Source organism: Pseudomonas sp. FW305-25, from assembly GCF_017351415.1.
Lineage (GTDB): Bacteria > Pseudomonadota > Gammaproteobacteria > Pseudomonadales > Pseudomonadaceae > Aquipseudomonas > Aquipseudomonas chlororaphis.
In genome coordinates, this window is sequence record NZ_JACNDE010000057.1 from 1 (window position 1) to 14,254 (window position 14,254).

Annotated in this window: 13 protein-coding genes and 1 pseudogene; 4 read left to right on the forward strand and 10 right to left on the reverse strand. The window is 62.6% G+C overall.

All coding sequences use genetic code 11. The features are described from left to right. The first annotated feature begins 230 nt into the window (after positions 1-230). Positions 231-680, forward strand: coding sequence for a MerR family transcriptional regulator (locus tag J4E58_RS30325; RefSeq protein WP_053260983.1), 450 nt, complete (start codon positions 231-233; stop codon positions 678-680). 48 nt (positions 681-728) lie between these two features. On the opposite strand, the pseudogene J4E58_RS31870 reads toward J4E58_RS30325, so the two are convergent. Further along, positions 729-994, reverse strand: a pseudogene (locus J4E58_RS31870) (acetoacetate decarboxylase (ADC)); the annotation flags it as partial. Positions 995-1,046: 52 nt separating this feature from the next. After that, the gene (locus tag J4E58_RS30335; protein ID WP_087091181.1) at positions 1,047-1,850 is read right to left on the reverse strand and encodes a type 1 glutamine amidotransferase domain-containing protein; all 804 of its coding nucleotides are present in this window, start codon (positions 1,848-1,850) and stop codon (positions 1,047-1,049) included. A gap of 189 nt (positions 1,851-2,039) precedes the next feature. Between J4E58_RS30335 and J4E58_RS30340 the strand changes: the two genes are divergently transcribed. Next, positions 2,040-3,119 (forward strand): trans-acting enoyl reductase family protein, encoded by a 1,080-nt coding sequence (locus J4E58_RS30340; RefSeq protein ID WP_087091158.1) that lies wholly within the window; start codon positions 2,040-2,042, stop codon positions 3,117-3,119. Between the two features lie 101 nt (positions 3,120-3,220). Then, complete coding sequence (locus J4E58_RS30345) at positions 3,221-4,453, forward strand: NADH:flavin oxidoreductase/NADH oxidase family protein (RefSeq protein WP_087091157.1); 1,233 nt, start codon at positions 3,221-3,223, stop codon at positions 4,451-4,453. Positions 4,454-4,665: 212 nt separating this feature from the next. Here the strand turns inward: J4E58_RS30345 and J4E58_RS30350 are convergent, their stop codons facing one another. Further along, the gene (locus J4E58_RS30350) at positions 4,666-5,148 is read right to left on the reverse strand and encodes a GNAT family N-acetyltransferase (RefSeq protein WP_009043626.1); all 483 of its coding nucleotides are present in this window, start codon (positions 5,146-5,148) and stop codon (positions 4,666-4,668) included. An 873-nt stretch (positions 5,149-6,021) separates the two neighbouring features. Here J4E58_RS30350 and J4E58_RS30355 point away from each other — a divergent pair. Further along, positions 6,022-6,462, forward strand: a complete 441-nt coding sequence (locus J4E58_RS30355) for a papain-like cysteine protease family protein (RefSeq protein WP_087091155.1) — start codon at positions 6,022-6,024, stop codon at positions 6,460-6,462. A gap of 310 nt (positions 6,463-6,772) precedes the next feature. On the opposite strand, the gene J4E58_RS30360 is transcribed toward J4E58_RS30355, so the two are convergent. The 7 genes from J4E58_RS30360 to J4E58_RS30390 form a co-directional block, all read right to left on the reverse strand. Continuing rightward, positions 6,773-7,195 (reverse strand): hypothetical protein, encoded by a 423-nt coding sequence (locus J4E58_RS30360; RefSeq protein ID WP_087091154.1) that lies wholly within the window; start codon positions 7,193-7,195, stop codon positions 6,773-6,775. A gap of 123 nt (positions 7,196-7,318) precedes the next feature. Continuing rightward, on the reverse strand, positions 7,319-8,968 hold the full coding sequence (locus J4E58_RS30365) for a BatD family protein (RefSeq protein WP_087091153.1): 1,650 nt from the start codon (positions 8,966-8,968) through the stop codon (positions 7,319-7,321). Then, entirely contained in the window at positions 8,965-10,725 is a 1,761-nt protein-coding gene (locus tag J4E58_RS30370; protein WP_087091152.1) for a VWA domain-containing protein, read from the reverse strand. Before J4E58_RS30370 ends, J4E58_RS30365 begins: the two co-directional genes overlap by 4 nt. Next, positions 10,722-11,798, reverse strand: a complete 1,077-nt coding sequence (locus J4E58_RS30375; protein ID WP_087091151.1) for a VWA domain-containing protein — start codon at positions 11,796-11,798, stop codon at positions 10,722-10,724. Before J4E58_RS30375 ends, J4E58_RS30370 begins: the two co-directional genes overlap by 4 nt. After that, entirely contained in the window at positions 11,791-12,285 is a 495-nt protein-coding gene (locus tag J4E58_RS30380; protein ID WP_009043634.1) for a DUF4381 domain-containing protein, read from the reverse strand. The genes J4E58_RS30375 and J4E58_RS30380 overlap by 8 nt, the downstream gene beginning before the upstream one ends. Further along, complete coding sequence (locus tag J4E58_RS30385) at positions 12,282-13,226, reverse strand: DUF58 domain-containing protein (protein ID WP_053260945.1); 945 nt, start codon at positions 13,224-13,226, stop codon at positions 12,282-12,284. The genes J4E58_RS30380 and J4E58_RS30385 overlap by 4 nt, the downstream gene beginning before the upstream one ends. Before the next feature lie 5 nt (positions 13,227-13,231). Continuing rightward, complete coding sequence (locus J4E58_RS30390; protein WP_007925774.1) at positions 13,232-14,191, reverse strand: MoxR family ATPase; 960 nt, start codon at positions 14,189-14,191, stop codon at positions 13,232-13,234. Positions 14,192-14,254: the final 63 nt, after the last annotated feature.

Genomic DNA, 14,254 nt, shown 5'->3' on the forward strand with positions numbered 1-14,254 from the left:
CATTAGACCACTACAGCCGAAGCAGGTTGCGGGAGCGGCAACGGGAGAAAGGAAGGCTGTGTCGAGGGAGGGAGCTAGGGTAGCTCCTTCCCTCTGCGACAGTTTTTAATCTTTAGCGACAGTTTTTAATCTTCAAGATCAGAGCAGTGCTTTACACCTGCGCTGCTTGGCCGCCAATTTACTTTAGGTTTAAAGTCAACTTTAAGGTCAATGGTTTTTCGGGTGGGAATATGAGAATTGGCGAACTGGCGAAAATCAGCGGATTGGCGCCTTCACGCATCCGCTTCTACGAAGCGAGCGGCCTGATCAAATCCGTCGAGCGCAAAGCCAACGGGTATCGGGACTACGCACCTGACACCGAGTGGGTCCTGGAGATCATCACCGGGGCACAGGCGGCAGGTTTTTCGCTGGAGGAGATCCGCCAGTTACTGCCGACGAATGCCAACGGATGGCGGCATGAAGAGTTGCTCAGTGGGCTCAAGCGCAAGGTCGAGGAAATCGAAATTCTCCAGCAACGGCTGGCCCAGAATAAAGCCCAACTACTGCTTGTGATCGAGGGTGTCGAGAGTAAGCCCGAGGGTATGGGCTGTGTGGAGAACACGCAGTTGTTATTGCATCGTCTGCGCGAAGAGGGGGTGGCGCCCGCTTCAGGCCGCCGTAATGGTGCGTCTTCCAAGTAACAGGCAACCTGTCAGGCTGATAAGGGGTAAAAAGCCATGCCCCTTTGATCAGTGCGTACCAACCAGGGTAACCAGTGGTTTTGGCGCGTAGAGCGCGCTTTGGAACGCTGGCACATATTCGTACTTCAGCATTTTCCCAAATTGAGCTTCTTCGCGGTGAAGGACACGTCCACCTGGCCGGTCTGGCTGTCGGTAATGTCATAGACCACCGATTTGGCATCCTCTTTTCGCTCAATACCTGTCAGCCATTTCGGCAGGTTATAACCGACAACGCCGCGAACCCTGGCAAGCTCGGCACTGAACTTTAAGGTCAAGTGCCGTGAGCTGGCTTTTTTCGTTGGTTTTCAGCGTGCCGTTTGCAATGGCTCAGCGAGTTTTATTGCCCGCCGAGAGCAAGGCCATCACGGCTTCAGCCACGGCCCTGGGCGACTGAGGGTTCTGCCCCGTCACCAGGCGTCCATCGGTGATGGCAAATGAGGTGAATGGCAACCAGGCCTTGCGGTAACGCGCACCCTGGCCGACCAGCCTGTCCTCGAGGAAGAAGGGAACCTGGTTCTTCATGCCCGAAAGCAGCTCTTCGCGATTTGAGAAACCGGTGATGTTCCTGTTCTTGATCAGTGCCTGGCCTTGCTCATCCTTGAGATCCACCAGTCCCGCCACGCCATGGCAGACGGCTGAGACGATGCCGCCCTGGTTGTAGATCTTTTCGGCAACACGACGCAGGTCCGGGTTTTCGGGAAAGTCCCACATGACGCCGTGGCCCCCCGTGAAATAGATGACGCTGAACCGGGAGGGATCGATGTCGGCGATCGGTATCGTGTTGTTCAGGCGAGCGCGAAACGCCGGTGACTGCAAATGCTCACGGGCGGCCTTGTCCATATAGAGCCAACCGAGGCTGCGCTCGTCCAGCGGAACCGCTCCGCCCTTGGGGCTGGCAAAAACCGTCGTATAACCGGCGGCCTCGACGACATCCGTGAAATGCGTCAGCTCGGTCAACCACAGCCCCGTGGTGTCGGTGCGTGAGGGATAGCTGGCGTGGTTGGTCATGATCACCAGTATCTGGCGATCCTTCGGTATTGCAGTGGAAGGGTTGGTTTCAGCATTTGCAAAAGTCATGAATACACCGCCTATCAATACCAACGCACAAGAAACAAGGGTCTTCAACATCATCCGGGCTCCGACTGTCATGCAGTGCCAGTCATGCTCACCTTAAACCATGCTTTAAGGTCAACCCCACATTTCCAAAAAGCTTCCGTTGGCGCTGGCGCGCTTCTGCTTGACTCTAAACCTGACTTCAACGTTAGCGTCTGGCGCCGATTGGGCAACAACGCACTTAACCATCCAGTCAGGAGCCACAGCATGAGCCAGCAAGACCACCCCTTGGCGCAGATGAAATGGATGATCTATGGCGCCTACGGGTATACCGGCGAGCTGATCGCCCGCGAAGCCGTCAAGCGTGGGCTCAGGCCGGTGCTGGCGGGGCGCAGCCGCGGCAGGATCGAACCCTTGGCCCGGGAGCTGGGGCTTGAGGCACGTATTTTCGGGCTGGATGACGAGGTGCGACTGCTGGCCCAGATCAAGGGCCATGGCTTGGTTCTGCATTGCGCGGGGCCGTTTTCGGCGACCGCCGCACCAATGATGGACGCTTGCCTGCGGGCCCATTCGCACTACCTGGACATCACCGGCGAGATCGCCGTGTTCGAGCATGCCCAGTCCCTGCATGAGCGTGCGCAAGCGGCGGGCGTGGTGATTTGCCCCGGCGTCGGCTTCGACGTGATCCCCACCGACTGCGTCGCCGCCGCACTCAAGGCCGCGCTGCCGGATGCAACGCACCTGGCCTTGGGGTTCGATTCGCGCTCCAGCTTGTCGCCGGGCACCGCCAAGACTTCGATCGAAGGCCTGGCCCAGGGCGGCAAGGTACGTCGCGAGGGGAAAATCGTGTCTGTACCCTTGGCCTATCGGGTGCGTCGTATCGACTTTGGCGCTGGAGAGAAGCTTGCCATGACCATTCCCTGGGGGGACGTTTCCACGGCCTATCACACCACCGGCATTGCCAATATCGAGGTGTTCGTGCCGGGCTCCGCCGGCATGATTCGCAGCGCCAGGTTCGCCAACTTCATTCGCCCGCTGCTGGGCTTTTCGTTCGTGCAGAAGCGGCTCAAGGCACACATCGGCAAGACCGTGATCGGCCCGGATGACGAAAAGCGCGCCGATCAGGGCACCTATGTCTGGGGCGAAGCCCGTAACGCTCGCGGCGATTGCAAGGTGGCGCGCGTGCACACCACCAATGTCTACAGTCTGACGGTCTACGGTGCGCTGACCGTGGTCGACTACCTGTTACAGGCGCGCCCGGCTGGCGGTGCCTACACGCCTGCGAGGTTGCTGGGCGCCGATCTGGTGACGCGCTTGCCAGGATCGGGCGCCTTGAACATCGAATAGGCGGTGTCCGATGAAACTGTCGGATGAAGTTGAAAAAGAGGTATTGACCTTCAAGTTCACTTCAAACTTAGGCTGGCCCCACGTCAAATGAGGGACTGCCCATGAATGTGTTCGACACCCTGATACTCCCCAATGGTTCGACCATCAAGAACCGCGTCGCCAAAGCCGCCATGGAAGAGAACATGGCGGACGCCGACCAGGCGCCCTCCGAAGAACTGATGCGCCTGTATCAGGCGTGGGCCGATGGTGGCGCCGGGCTGATAATCACAGGCAACGTGATGGTCGATGGCCGCGCCATGACCGGGCCGGGCGGCGTGGTGCTGCAGGATGACCAGCAACTGGACAAGTTCAGGCGCTGGGCACGGATCGGTCGATCCGGCGGTGCGCAGTTCTGGCTGCAGATCAATCATCCAGGCCGCCAGATGCGGGCAAGCCTTGGGCAGAAGACCTGGGCACCGTCAGCCATACCGCTGAACCTGGGCAAAATGTCCAAGCACTTCGCCACGCCCCACGCGATGACCCCCAGCGTGATCGAAGAGGTTATCCAGCGCTTCGCACGGGCTGCGCGCCTCGGTGAAGAGGCCGGTTTCACCGGCGTGGAAATCCACGCGGCCCATGGCTATCTGTTGAGCCAGTTCCTGTCGCCACTGACCAATCAGAGAACGGACGAGTGGGGCGGCTCCCTGGAAAACCGGGCACGCCTGCTGCTTGAGATTGTCACGGCGGTACGGGCCGTGGTTTCCCCAGGCTTTGCGGTGGCGGTCAAACTCAACTCGGCTGATTTCCAACGTGGCGGATTCACCGCCGATGACGCGAAAAAGGTGGTTGAGCTGCTCAACGACCTGGGTGTGGATCTGGTCGAGTTATCCGGTGGCAGCTACGAAGTGCCGGCCATGCAAGGCGAGGCGCGCGATGGTCGCACTCTGGCGCGTGAGGCCTATTTCGTCGAGTTTGCCCGCGACATCCAGACCGTCGCCAGGATGCCGGTGATGGTCACTGGTGGCGTACGCCGGCGTCCCGTTGCCGAAATGGTCGTCAAGAGTGGCGTGGACATGGTCGGTATCGGAACGGCCTTGGCCATCGATCCCTACCTGCCGCGTGATTGGCTTCTGGGTAAAGACAATGCTCCGCAATTGCCACCAATCACCTGGAAAAACAAGGCCATCGCGTCCTTGGCCAACATGGCGGTCGTCAAGTTCCAGCTGCGCAAACTCAGCCAGGACAAAAAGCCCTATCCAGGCGTGTCACCGTTACGCGCGCTGCTCTTGCAACAGTTCGCCAATGCCTGTCGCACTCGCCAATATCGGCGGTGGATAGAACAGCGTTCGGCGTGATTCGATGCCCATTTCAACCGCAAAGGCTCAAGGGTGAAATCCACTTTGGCGAGTGACTGACAGCGTCTGCTTTGGAATGTGAATTAAACCGGTCCTCAGCATCATCGACAGGATGCTGAGGTTGCCAACAGCAGCCGCTAGCCTCGTATCCTTGCCAGGGCCTATCAAGAAGGCTCGGGATGTCTACCTTTTTTACCATGGGGGAATGCCCTCTAAACGGACATCCCCATCTCGAGTGCCCGGGGCTCGAACCCCAACTCCGTGTACATACGGGTTGCACGTGCATTGAACGTCCATACCGACAGTCTTATATCTTTGGCGTTGTGCTCGATTGCCCAGTCTTGAACGAGTTTTACCAGGGTTCGACCAATACCCTTCCCCCAAAATTGCTCGTCTACACACACCGATCCAATACGAACGAAATCCAGCGGTTGCATCAGCGGACCGGAGCTTGTCGACAGGCTGGCGGAAATGAAACCAGCGGCCTGGTGGCCGATATTCGCAATGAAAACAACCTGGGTCGGTTTCTCGAAAAAACTCATCCAGTGAGGGAGGTCGCGCGAAAAGTCCTGGGTGGCAGCAGTGTAAATATCGGGACGGGCAGCGTGATGAATCGCGTTGAGTAATTGTCCCAACTCACAAATGGTCAGCGCATCCTCTACGGTTGCCGTTCGGTACGTGATGGCTGTATCCATGATGGGCAATTCTCCTTGAGTGTGTGGGGCTCGGCAGGGCTCGCCGTCCTTGTCTCATAACGGGGTGGATATTTCGATGAACACTTCTGGTTGATAGCGGCCTAGCCAAGAAATCTGGTTAAGTGTGGGGCGGAGCCGAGTGATCAGCGCAGCCTGTTGCGAAGTGCCTTCAGCACGGCATCGCTGTGCCAGGCTTCGACTCCAATGGCTATCGCTCCAGCCGCTTCAATCTGCAGTTCGATACTTGTCGCGATGCCTTGGCTCGCAAGCAACCGCTGTGCTTCCTTCTCCCTTGCCACTATTGAATCTATCTGAATCTTTGAGTTAAGCGGTAGGTCCGCCGGTGAATGATGAATCGCCCCTGGTTTGATAGGCCTCATCGGGTGGCAGCTTTCGGCCAGGAGCGGACGACCTGGCCTGCAAATAAATCTGTCCCCTTTTCTCTCAAGCCCAAAGGAGGATGACCACTGGCCAGGAAAATACTTGCGACCTAGGTCACTGTCGACTAGCGTTCAAGCAACGCAATGACGCACCCCGCAGGCTGGATGCCAGTTATCTTCCTTCCTGCTTGGCACTTACAGAATTTCAGTGGGCTTTCAGCCGATGACTGGAAATGACCTGTTAAAAGAGGCCGAGTCATGATTTACGACAACACTTCGCCGAGAAGTCGTGGCCTGTACCTAAGTATTCTTCATGCAGGCGGGGTTTGGAGGTTGGACTGTCCATGCCGGCTTTTGGGAACTGTGTTTTTATACAGGACGAGAAAAGGGGACAGATTTGAATGGCACTTACTTAAACGCTAAGTAAGTGCCATTCAAATCTGTCCCCTTTTCCCATCACTGACCACGGTCCCTTTTATATCCTGGAGGTACCATGACATTCAAAATGACGGTTCCAAAGGTGGCGCAAGACAAAACGATGTCCTGCTGGTACGCCGCTGCCTGTATGGTGGCTTTCTATCGAGAGCAAGGGCCACGGCTCGGCATCCCTACTGTCTACGCCGCAAACACTGGCGTTACGCCCGCTCAGATACGGTTACTCACGAAGAACGAAGGATTGACAGACGCCGAGCTGCCTGTTGGATGCACGGCCGAACAAATCGAGGCCGCTCTACGGCAGTACGGACCACTCTGGCTAGATGGCGATTGGTTTGGGCCAGCGCATATTATTGTTGTTACTGGAGTGGATACCACTTCAAAAGAAATTATCTTTAATGATCCTGATGGTGGGACCGAGAAGCGAGGGAGCGTTACATGGTTTAACGCAAAACGCTATGTAGCTAATCCTCCCTTGTATCAGCCGCCAAAGCCTTGACTATCTAGACAGTATGGCGCCGCTCCAATGAAAGAAAAGGGACGGCGGTTGCAGGAGCTGAGTGCAACCGCCCCGCATAAGAATTCCAGTTATATTTTCAGGCGAATTGAATGCCCCAGAGCCTGGGATACGCCAAGCCAGATAGCCAGCGATCGCTCCGATTCTAGCGAGGGCATTTAGTTACTCGTATTAGGTGAATTGGCCCTAGTGGTGTGGGCACTTCCGGGCCTCATGGCGAAGCTATACGAGCGAGCGTCCCTATCCGACTAGGCCGTCCGCCTGAGGCCGCTTCTGGCCGAAAGCAGATACGTCAGCGAAGTGTCGATTTCCCATCGTCAGGCTCACCCGATACCGGGTAAATCCGCGCCAGCAATCTCAGGTACATCTTTTCAACAAGGCTCCCGCACCACAGCCAGGCGGCAGCCAATCCGCGCTGTTCATACTGTTCGAACAGTTCAAAGCGCTCCATCCGCCGCCCAGTAGTGCACAGCGCTGGGGAGTCGGGCAGGACCAGTCGGCACAGGCAAGCATCGATCTCCCGATAGGTCTGGCTCGACTGAATCAGCCACCCCAACTCCGTCTGCTCGACATTGCAGAACAACAACTGGCAATTCGCGTTCAGCTCTCGGTCAAGAATCGAGTTCAGCCGCTCACGCAGGTGGTTGGTTGGCTCGAAGGCGCTGCCACTCAAATGGGTGATGAGCAGAAAACGGGCGCTGGAGGTGATGATCAAGATTCGTGGCCTGCCTCGACGGGGGAGAGTGGGGATTAGCTCACTCTCGGCCCGTGCTGGGGAAGGGGACAATTCTGAAATGGGGTGCAGAAACCGCAGCGCAAGGCTGCGCGGTTTCCTGGGTTATTTCGGATACAGCGGCGGCAGGCTGCTGGTGTCGGCCAGCGGGGCCTGGACGTGTTCGGCGATCGGGATGGTGCGGATCGCGCGCCACAGTTCTTCGCCTTGCCAGTAGTGGCCGGTTTCGCTGTAGAGCGCGCCGTTGAGGCCGTCCAGGGCGTCGGACAGGGGCACGAAGCGGGCGGCCATGTCGGCCAGGGTTTCCGGTTGCTGGCGGGCCCAGGCGTCCAGGGCCTGGCGGGTGGCTTGCGGGTCGTTGGCCAGGCAGGCGCGCTTGAGGTCGTCGAGCAGGGTGCGCGGGTTGGGGCCGGCCTGCACCGCGCGCAGGATTGCCGGTTGCCAGCGCGCGCGCCACCAGAGGCCGAAGCCGAGCAGGGTGGTGCAGGCGAGCAGCAGGGTGCTGAGTTTCCAGGCCCACAGCGTGCCGCTGTTGCCACCGGCGCCAGATGGTGTCGCGCCGGCCGGGGTGTCCACCACCAGGCTTGGGTTGTTCGCCACCTGCAGGGTGCGCGCCGGCAGGCTGCTGCGTTCCAGGTGGTCCTCATGGGTGTTCCACCAGACCACTTCGAGCGCCGGCAGGTCGATGCTGCCGCTGCGGTTCGGCACCAGGGCCTGGCTGTCCTCGCGGCTGCCGATCAGCCCGCGGTCGCTGACTTGATTGCTCAGTTGCGGCTGGTCCGGGTAGCTGCGCAGGCCGTTGGCTTCGGTCACCGGCAAGGGTGGCAGCTGCGAGCTGGACAGGCCCTCGGCCTTGAGGGTCAGGCTGCGGGTCAGCGAGTCGCCGACCTGGCTGTGGTCCGGCTCGGGGTTCCAGCTTTCGCCCAGGCTCAGGCTGCGGGCCGGCAGCCAGGGCGCGTCGGCCGGGTATTCGGCCGGCTTGGCCTTGACCGTCAGTGGCATCTGCGCCGAGCTCACGTGCATCAGCTTGCCCGGCTTCAGGCCCTGGGGCGCCGGGTCCTGGGTGCTGGCAGTGTCGGCCAGGGTGGCGCTGAAGGTCAGCTCCGGAATGTCCAGCACACCGCTGTGCTGGGGGAAGATCGCGTAGCGGATCTCGATCACGCCGTGGCGCACGCCGTTGATGACTTTTTCATAGGTGCGCGATTCGCCGAGCTGTTCGACCCGGGCGTCGTCGATCTGCAGCGGCGTCAGGCTGCTGTCGTCGTACAGCGACACCGAGTGATAGATGTGCAGGGTCAGCACCGCCTGGGCCTGCACGTAGACGCTGTCCTGGTCGAGGCTGGCGTCGATGAACACCGGCTCCAGCGGCGCGCTGTCGCTGCGGCTTGCGCTTTGCAGCACCTGCAGGGTGATCGGCTGGCTCTGTACGTCGCCCAGTTGCAGGGGCGGGATCACCACGGTGCCGGTGGTCCTGGGCAGCAGGGTGATGATCCAGCGGGTGATGGCTTGGTTGTCGCCGTTGAGGCTGGTCAACTGGTTGACCTGGCGCGTGCCCTGGACCTCGAACTGCGCTTGCAGCGGGGTCAGGTCGGGTTTGCCGAACAGCGTGACATTGTTGGATTCCAGGGTCAGCTCGACGGTTTCCCCAGAGTTCACGCGGCTGCGGTCGACACTGGCGACCAGCCCCTCGGCCCGGGCAGCAAAGGCGCCGAGTGTCAGCACAAGCGTGAGTAAGAGGGCGGTGAAGCGGGTCATCGAATTTTTCCCTGATCCTGATGTTGTTGCTGTTCGTACCAGAACTTGCGGCGCAGCAGTTCGCCCGGATCGTCCGGAATCTGCCGCAGCCATTGTTCCAATGCCTGACGGTGTTCGCCGTCGAAATTGTCCTGGGCATCGCGCAGCGGCGGCGTGGTGGTCTGTTCGTCGCCCAGTTCGCTGCCGGGAACCGCATCGTTGCCCGGGGTGGCGACCTCGTCGTCCGTCGACTCGTCGGCGCTGGTGGGGTGACTGTTCTCCGGCGGCTGCTGGCCCGGGGTGACCGGTGCCTGGGTCGCCGCGCCGGCTTGCGGCGGCTGGCGGGTTTCGTCGTTGTCCTGGCTTTCGCCCTTGGCCGGTTCTTCCGGCGGCTCGGGCTCGGTTTCCTGCAGCAGGCGCTCGACCAGGGCCTTGTTCTTTTGCGCGGCGGCAAGCTCCGGTTGCAGTTCCAGGGCCTGCTCGTAGGCATCCAGCGCGGCTTCCAGCTCGCCGCTCCTGGCCAGGGCGTTGCCACGATTGTAGTGGGCGCGGGCGTCGTTGCCTTCGGCAAAGCGCTGAGCGGCAGCGGCGTAGTTGCCGGCCTCGTACAGCGCCACCCCTTGCCACTGTGGGTCCTCGAAATGCTGCGCCGCCTCGCCGGGCCGCTTCTGTTCCAGCAGGCGCTGGCCCTGCTGGTCGGGGCGCAGCCACAGGTCGTTGAGCTCGAAGGCGTAGCTGGGCTGCGGCACGGCGAACAGCAGCAGCGGCAGGCAGAACAGCCAGCCGCGGCGCCCGGCGCAGGCGGCCAGCAGCAACAGCGGCAGGAGCAGCCAGTAACCCTGGTCGGCCCAGGTGTCCAGGCGCAGGGTCTGGCCGTCGCTGCGCAGGTTCTGCGGACCGCTGAGCAGGCCCAGGCCGCGCAGGTCGTTATCGTCCAGGCGTGCCGGGCGATAACGGCCGCCCATTTCGCCGATGAAGCGCTTCAGGCTCGGACCGTCGAGGCGCGACATGAGGATCGCGCCCTGTTCGTCCTTGAGAAAGCTGCCGTCTTCCTGGGCCACCGGCGAGCCCTGGCGGCTGCCGATCCCGAGCATCAACAGCTGCGGTGCCTGGCCACCGAGGGCCTGGCGGATGCCCTGGCGTTCCTGCTCGCTCAGGGACGAGCCGATCAGCAGGATCCGGCCCTGGCCCAGCGCGCCCTGGTCCAGCAGCTTCAAGGCTTTTTGCAGGGCCAGGTCGGCGCGATGGCCGGGCTGGGGCATGATCGACGGCTTGAGGGCTTCCAGCAGGTTGCGGCTGGTGGCCAGGTCGTCCGACAGCGGCACCAGGGTGTGGGCGCTGCCGGCGTAGACCACGATTGCCGTCTGCGCATCGCTGCGTACCTGCAACAGGTCCAGCAGCTTGCGCCGGGCCTGTTCCAGGCGATTGGGCGGGACGTCGCCGGCGAGCATTTCCGGGGTCAGTTCCAGCAGCACCACCAGCGGGTCGGCCGGTTTCTGGCTGGTCTGTTCGACCCGCTGCCAGCCGGGGCCGAGCAGGGCCAGCACGGCGAGGATCCAGGCCAGGCCGAGGGCGATCCACGGCAGTTTGCTTTCGCGGCCGTTGCCGCCGCTGAGCAGGGCGGCGTGAAAGGCCGGCGGCAGGATCATCTGCCAACGGCCAGCGCGTTTCTGCCGGTGCCACAACTGCCACAACAGCCAGCCGAGCAGCGGCAACAGCAGCAGCCACCAGGGACGGAACCAGTGGGGCCAGAGTTCGGCCCAGAACGGCGCGCTCATCGACGCCTCCGCAGGCGCAGGCGTTTGAGCCGTTCGCGCCAGTCTGGCAAAGGTTGCAGAAAGCGCTCGCGGGTGAAGAAGCGTTGCAGCGGATGGTCCGGCCAGCGCTCGCGCACCACCAGTAGCATGCTCAACAGCAGCGCCGCGGCCAGCGGCCAGCTGTACAGCGCTTGCGCCGAACGGGCCTGGGTCGGCTGCTGGGTCACCGGTTCCAGTTGGTCGAGGGTGTCCTTGATCGTTTGCAGCTCCTGGCTGTCGCGGGCGCGGAAATAGCGCCCGCCAGTGGCTTCGGCGATGGCCTTGAGGGCTGGCTCGTCGAGGTCCAGGCTCGGGTTGAGGCCGAGGAAACCCAGGGTGCCGCTTTGCTCCGGGTCGGCGCCGATGCCGATCGGGTAGATCTTCACGCCTTCTTCGGCGGCCAGGCGGGCGGCGGTCAGCGGGTCGATTTCACCGCCGTTGTTGGCGCCGTCGGTGACCAGGATCAGCACCCGGCTCTGCGCCGGACGCTGGCGCAGGCGCTTGAGCGCCAGGCCGATGGCGTCGCCGATGGCGGTGTTCTTGCCGGCGATGCCGATCTTCGCTTCGTCCAGCCAGACGCGCACGGTGTGCCGGTCGAAGGTCAGCGGCGCCTGCAGGTAGGCCTTGCTGCCGAACAGGATCAGGCCGACGCGGTCGCCTTCGCGGCTTTCCAGGAAGTCGCCGAGCAGGTGCTGGACCAGGTTCAGGCGGCTGACGTCTTCGTCCTGCCATTGCATGTCGGGGAAGTCCATGGATCCGGAGACGTCCACCGCCACCAGCAGGTCGCGGCCGCTGGCGGCCACCGGCAGCGGTTCGCCCAGCCATTGCGGGCGGGCGGCGGCCACCAGCAGCAACAGCCACAACAGAATGAATGGAGCCTGCTGGCGCCAGGTCGGCAGGTTGGCTCGGGCGCGGCGCTTGGCCAGGCCTTCCAGGTCGCTGAGGAAGCTGACTTTTAGCGCCGGTTCGCCGCTGTCGGCCACCGGCAGCAGCACCCGCAGCAGCCAAGGCAGCGGCAGCAGGGCGAAGATCCACGGCCAGGCGAACTCAAACATGTTTGCGAATCCAGATTTCCACCGCCTGGGTCAGGCCGGCGATGGCCTTGTCGTCGAGCTTGCACTCGGGCTTGTAGGCGCCTTCCACCAGGACCATCCAGCGCGTGAGGCCGGCCGCCGGGCAGCGGTTGTCGAGGAACGCCAGCCACTTGCGGCCGTTGAGGGTGTGGCTCTGGCTGTAGGGGTAATGGTTGCGGCACAGACGCTTGAGCAAGCCATTGAGCTGTTGCAGCCAGGCGCCGGCGGGCGCGCCGTCGTAGGGCTTGGGCAGCAGCGCCAGTTCGGCGAGGGCGGCCAGGCGCAGCGGGTCCAGCGGTTGTTCGGCGCGGGGCAGGGCATGTTGGCGCGGCCAGAAGCGCTTGAGTCGCCACAGGCCAAAGCCGAGCAGCGGCAGCAACACCAGCAGCAGCCACCAGCCCGGTGCCGGCGGCCACAGGCCGATGGCGGGCGGGGCGATCAAGGGCTGCAGTTGGTCGAGGCTGCTCATCGGGTTTTCCCCGGGCGTTGCGGGTTCAGGTACTCGCGCAGTTGCTCGACCATTTCGCTCTGGGTGCTCAGGGGCATCAGCAGCACCCGCAGCTTCTGCGCCAGCAGTTCCCAGCGGGCGATGCGCGCTTCGCTCTGCGCCCGATAGGCCTGGCGCAGTTCGTAGTTGAGGGTGTCCAGCTCCAGCTGCGCGCCGCGTTCGGCGAAACGCAACAGGCCAGCGGCGGGCAGGGCGTGGTCCAGCGGGTCGGACAGCGGCATCAGCAGCAAATCGCAGTGGCGCGACAGCAGGCTCAGTTGCTGTTCGGCGGCGTCGCTCAGGGCACGCTCGTCGCAGATCACGATCACCAGGCTGCCCGGGCGCAGCACTTCGCGGCCACGGCGCAGGGCGATGCCGAGGGCATCGCGCTCGGGTTCGGTTTCACTGTGCAGCGACTGGTTGACCCGCACCAGGCGGTTGAGCAGTTGCAGCAGGCTCTGTTTGCTGCGCCGCGGCTTGATCTCGTAGTGCTCGTCGTCGCCGAATACCAGGCCGCCGACCCGGTCGTTGTGGCCCAGGGCGGCCCAGCCGATCAGGCTCGCGGCCTGGGCGGCGAGCACCGACTTGAACATCAGCCCGGAACCGAAGAACAGCCGCCGGCTCTGCTCGACCATGATGAAGATCGGCCGTTCGCGCTCTTCGTGGAACAGCTTGGTGTGCGGTTCCTGGGTGCGCGCGGTGACGCGCCAGTCGATGCTGCGCACGTCGTCGCCGGCCTGGTAGACCCGCACCTGGTCGAAGTCGACGCCACGGCCGCGCAGCTTGGAGTGGTGCAGGCCGACCAGCGGGCTGCGCTGGCTCGGCGTGGAGAACAGCTGCACTTCGCGCACGCGATGGCGCATCTCGATCAGCTCGGCGAGGCTGACGCGGATGCCCGGGGCATCGACAGGGCTGGCGTTCATCGGGGTCAAGCGACGGCTACGACGTCGAGAATCCGCTGGACCACCCGGTCCTGGTCGATGCCGGCGGCTTCTGCTTCGAAGGACAGAATGATGCGGTGGCGCAACACGTCGAACAGCACCGCCTGGATGTCCTCGGGGCTGACGAAGTCGCGCCCGGCCAGCCAGGCGTGGGCCCGGGCGCAGCGGTCGAGGGCGATGGAGCCGCGCGGGCTGGCACCATAGGCGATCCATTCGGCCATCTCCGGGTCGAACTTGGCCGGGGTGCGGGTGGCCATCACCAGTTGCACCAGGTATTCCTCCACGGCGTCGGCCATGTACAGGCCGAGGATTTCCTTGCGCGCGGCGAAGATCGCCTGCTGGCTGATGCGGCGCTCGGGCTTGGTTTCGCCGTTCAGTGCTTCGCCACGGGCCTGTTGCAGGATGCGCCGTTCGACGGCGGCGTCGGGGAAGCCGATTTTCACGTGCATCAGGAAACGGTCGAGCTGGGCTTCGGGCAGCGGGTAGGTGCCTTCCTGCTCGATGGGGTTCTGCGTGGCCATCACCAGGAACAGCGGCGACAGCTCATAAGTGCTGCGGCCGACGCTGACCTGGCGCTCGCCCATGGCTTCGAGCAAGGCCGACTGGACCTTGGCCGGGGCGCGGTTGATTTCGTCGGCCAGCACCAGGTTGTGGAAGATCGGCCCTTGCTGGAACACGAAGCTGCCGGTTTCCGGGCGATAGATTTCGGTGCCGGTGATGTCGGCCGGCAACAGGTCGGGGGTGAACTGGATGCGATGGAACTGCGCTTCGATGCCTTCGGCCAACTCTTTGATGGCCTTGGTCTTGGCCAGGCCCGGGGCGCCCTCGACCAGCATGTGGCCGTCGGCGAGCAGGGCGATGAGCAAGCGCTCGATGAGTTTTTCCTGGCCGAGAATCTGCGTTGAAAGAAAGGTTCGCAGCGCGAGTAGCGCTTCACGATGTTCCATCGATGACTGTTCCTGCAGAGGGTGACCGAGGGCGTTCGAATAACGCCAGGGCTGGGGGCGTTA

Bases quoted from the DNA above. Each gene is read 5' to 3' on its own strand.
- J4E58_RS30325 (WP_053260983.1), top strand. From the start codon at position 231: ATGAGAATTGGCGAACTGGCGAAAATCAGCGGATTGGCGCCTTCACGC.
- J4E58_RS30335 (WP_087091181.1), bottom strand. From the start codon at position 1,850: ATGATGTTGAAGACCCTTGTTTCTTGTGCGTTGGTATTGATAGGCGGT.
- J4E58_RS30340 (WP_087091158.1), top strand. From the start codon at position 2,040: ATGAGCCAGCAAGACCACCCCTTGGCGCAGATGAAATGGATGATCTAT.
- J4E58_RS30345 (WP_087091157.1), top strand. From the start codon at position 3,221: ATGAATGTGTTCGACACCCTGATACTCCCCAATGGTTCGACCATCAAG.
- J4E58_RS30350 (WP_009043626.1), bottom strand. From the start codon at position 5,148: ATGGATACAGCCATCACGTACCGAACGGCAACCGTAGAGGATGCGCTG.
- J4E58_RS30355 (WP_087091155.1), top strand. From the start codon at position 6,022: ATGACATTCAAAATGACGGTTCCAAAGGTGGCGCAAGACAAAACGATG.
- J4E58_RS30365 (WP_087091153.1), bottom strand. From the start codon at position 8,968: ATGACCCGCTTCACCGCCCTCTTACTCACGCTTGTGCTGACACTCGGC.
- J4E58_RS30370 (WP_087091152.1), bottom strand. From the start codon at position 10,725: ATGAGCGCGCCGTTCTGGGCCGAACTCTGGCCCCACTGGTTCCGTCCC.
- J4E58_RS30375 (WP_087091151.1), bottom strand. From the start codon at position 11,798: ATGTTTGAGTTCGCCTGGCCGTGGATCTTCGCCCTGCTGCCGCTGCCT.
- J4E58_RS30380 (WP_009043634.1), bottom strand. From the start codon at position 12,285: ATGAGCAGCCTCGACCAACTGCAGCCCTTGATCGCCCCGCCCGCCATC.
- J4E58_RS30385 (WP_053260945.1), bottom strand. From the start codon at position 13,226: ATGAACGCCAGCCCTGTCGATGCCCCGGGCATCCGCGTCAGCCTCGCC.
- J4E58_RS30390 (WP_007925774.1), bottom strand. From the start codon at position 14,191: ATGGAACATCGTGAAGCGCTACTCGCGCTGCGAACCTTTCTTTCAACG.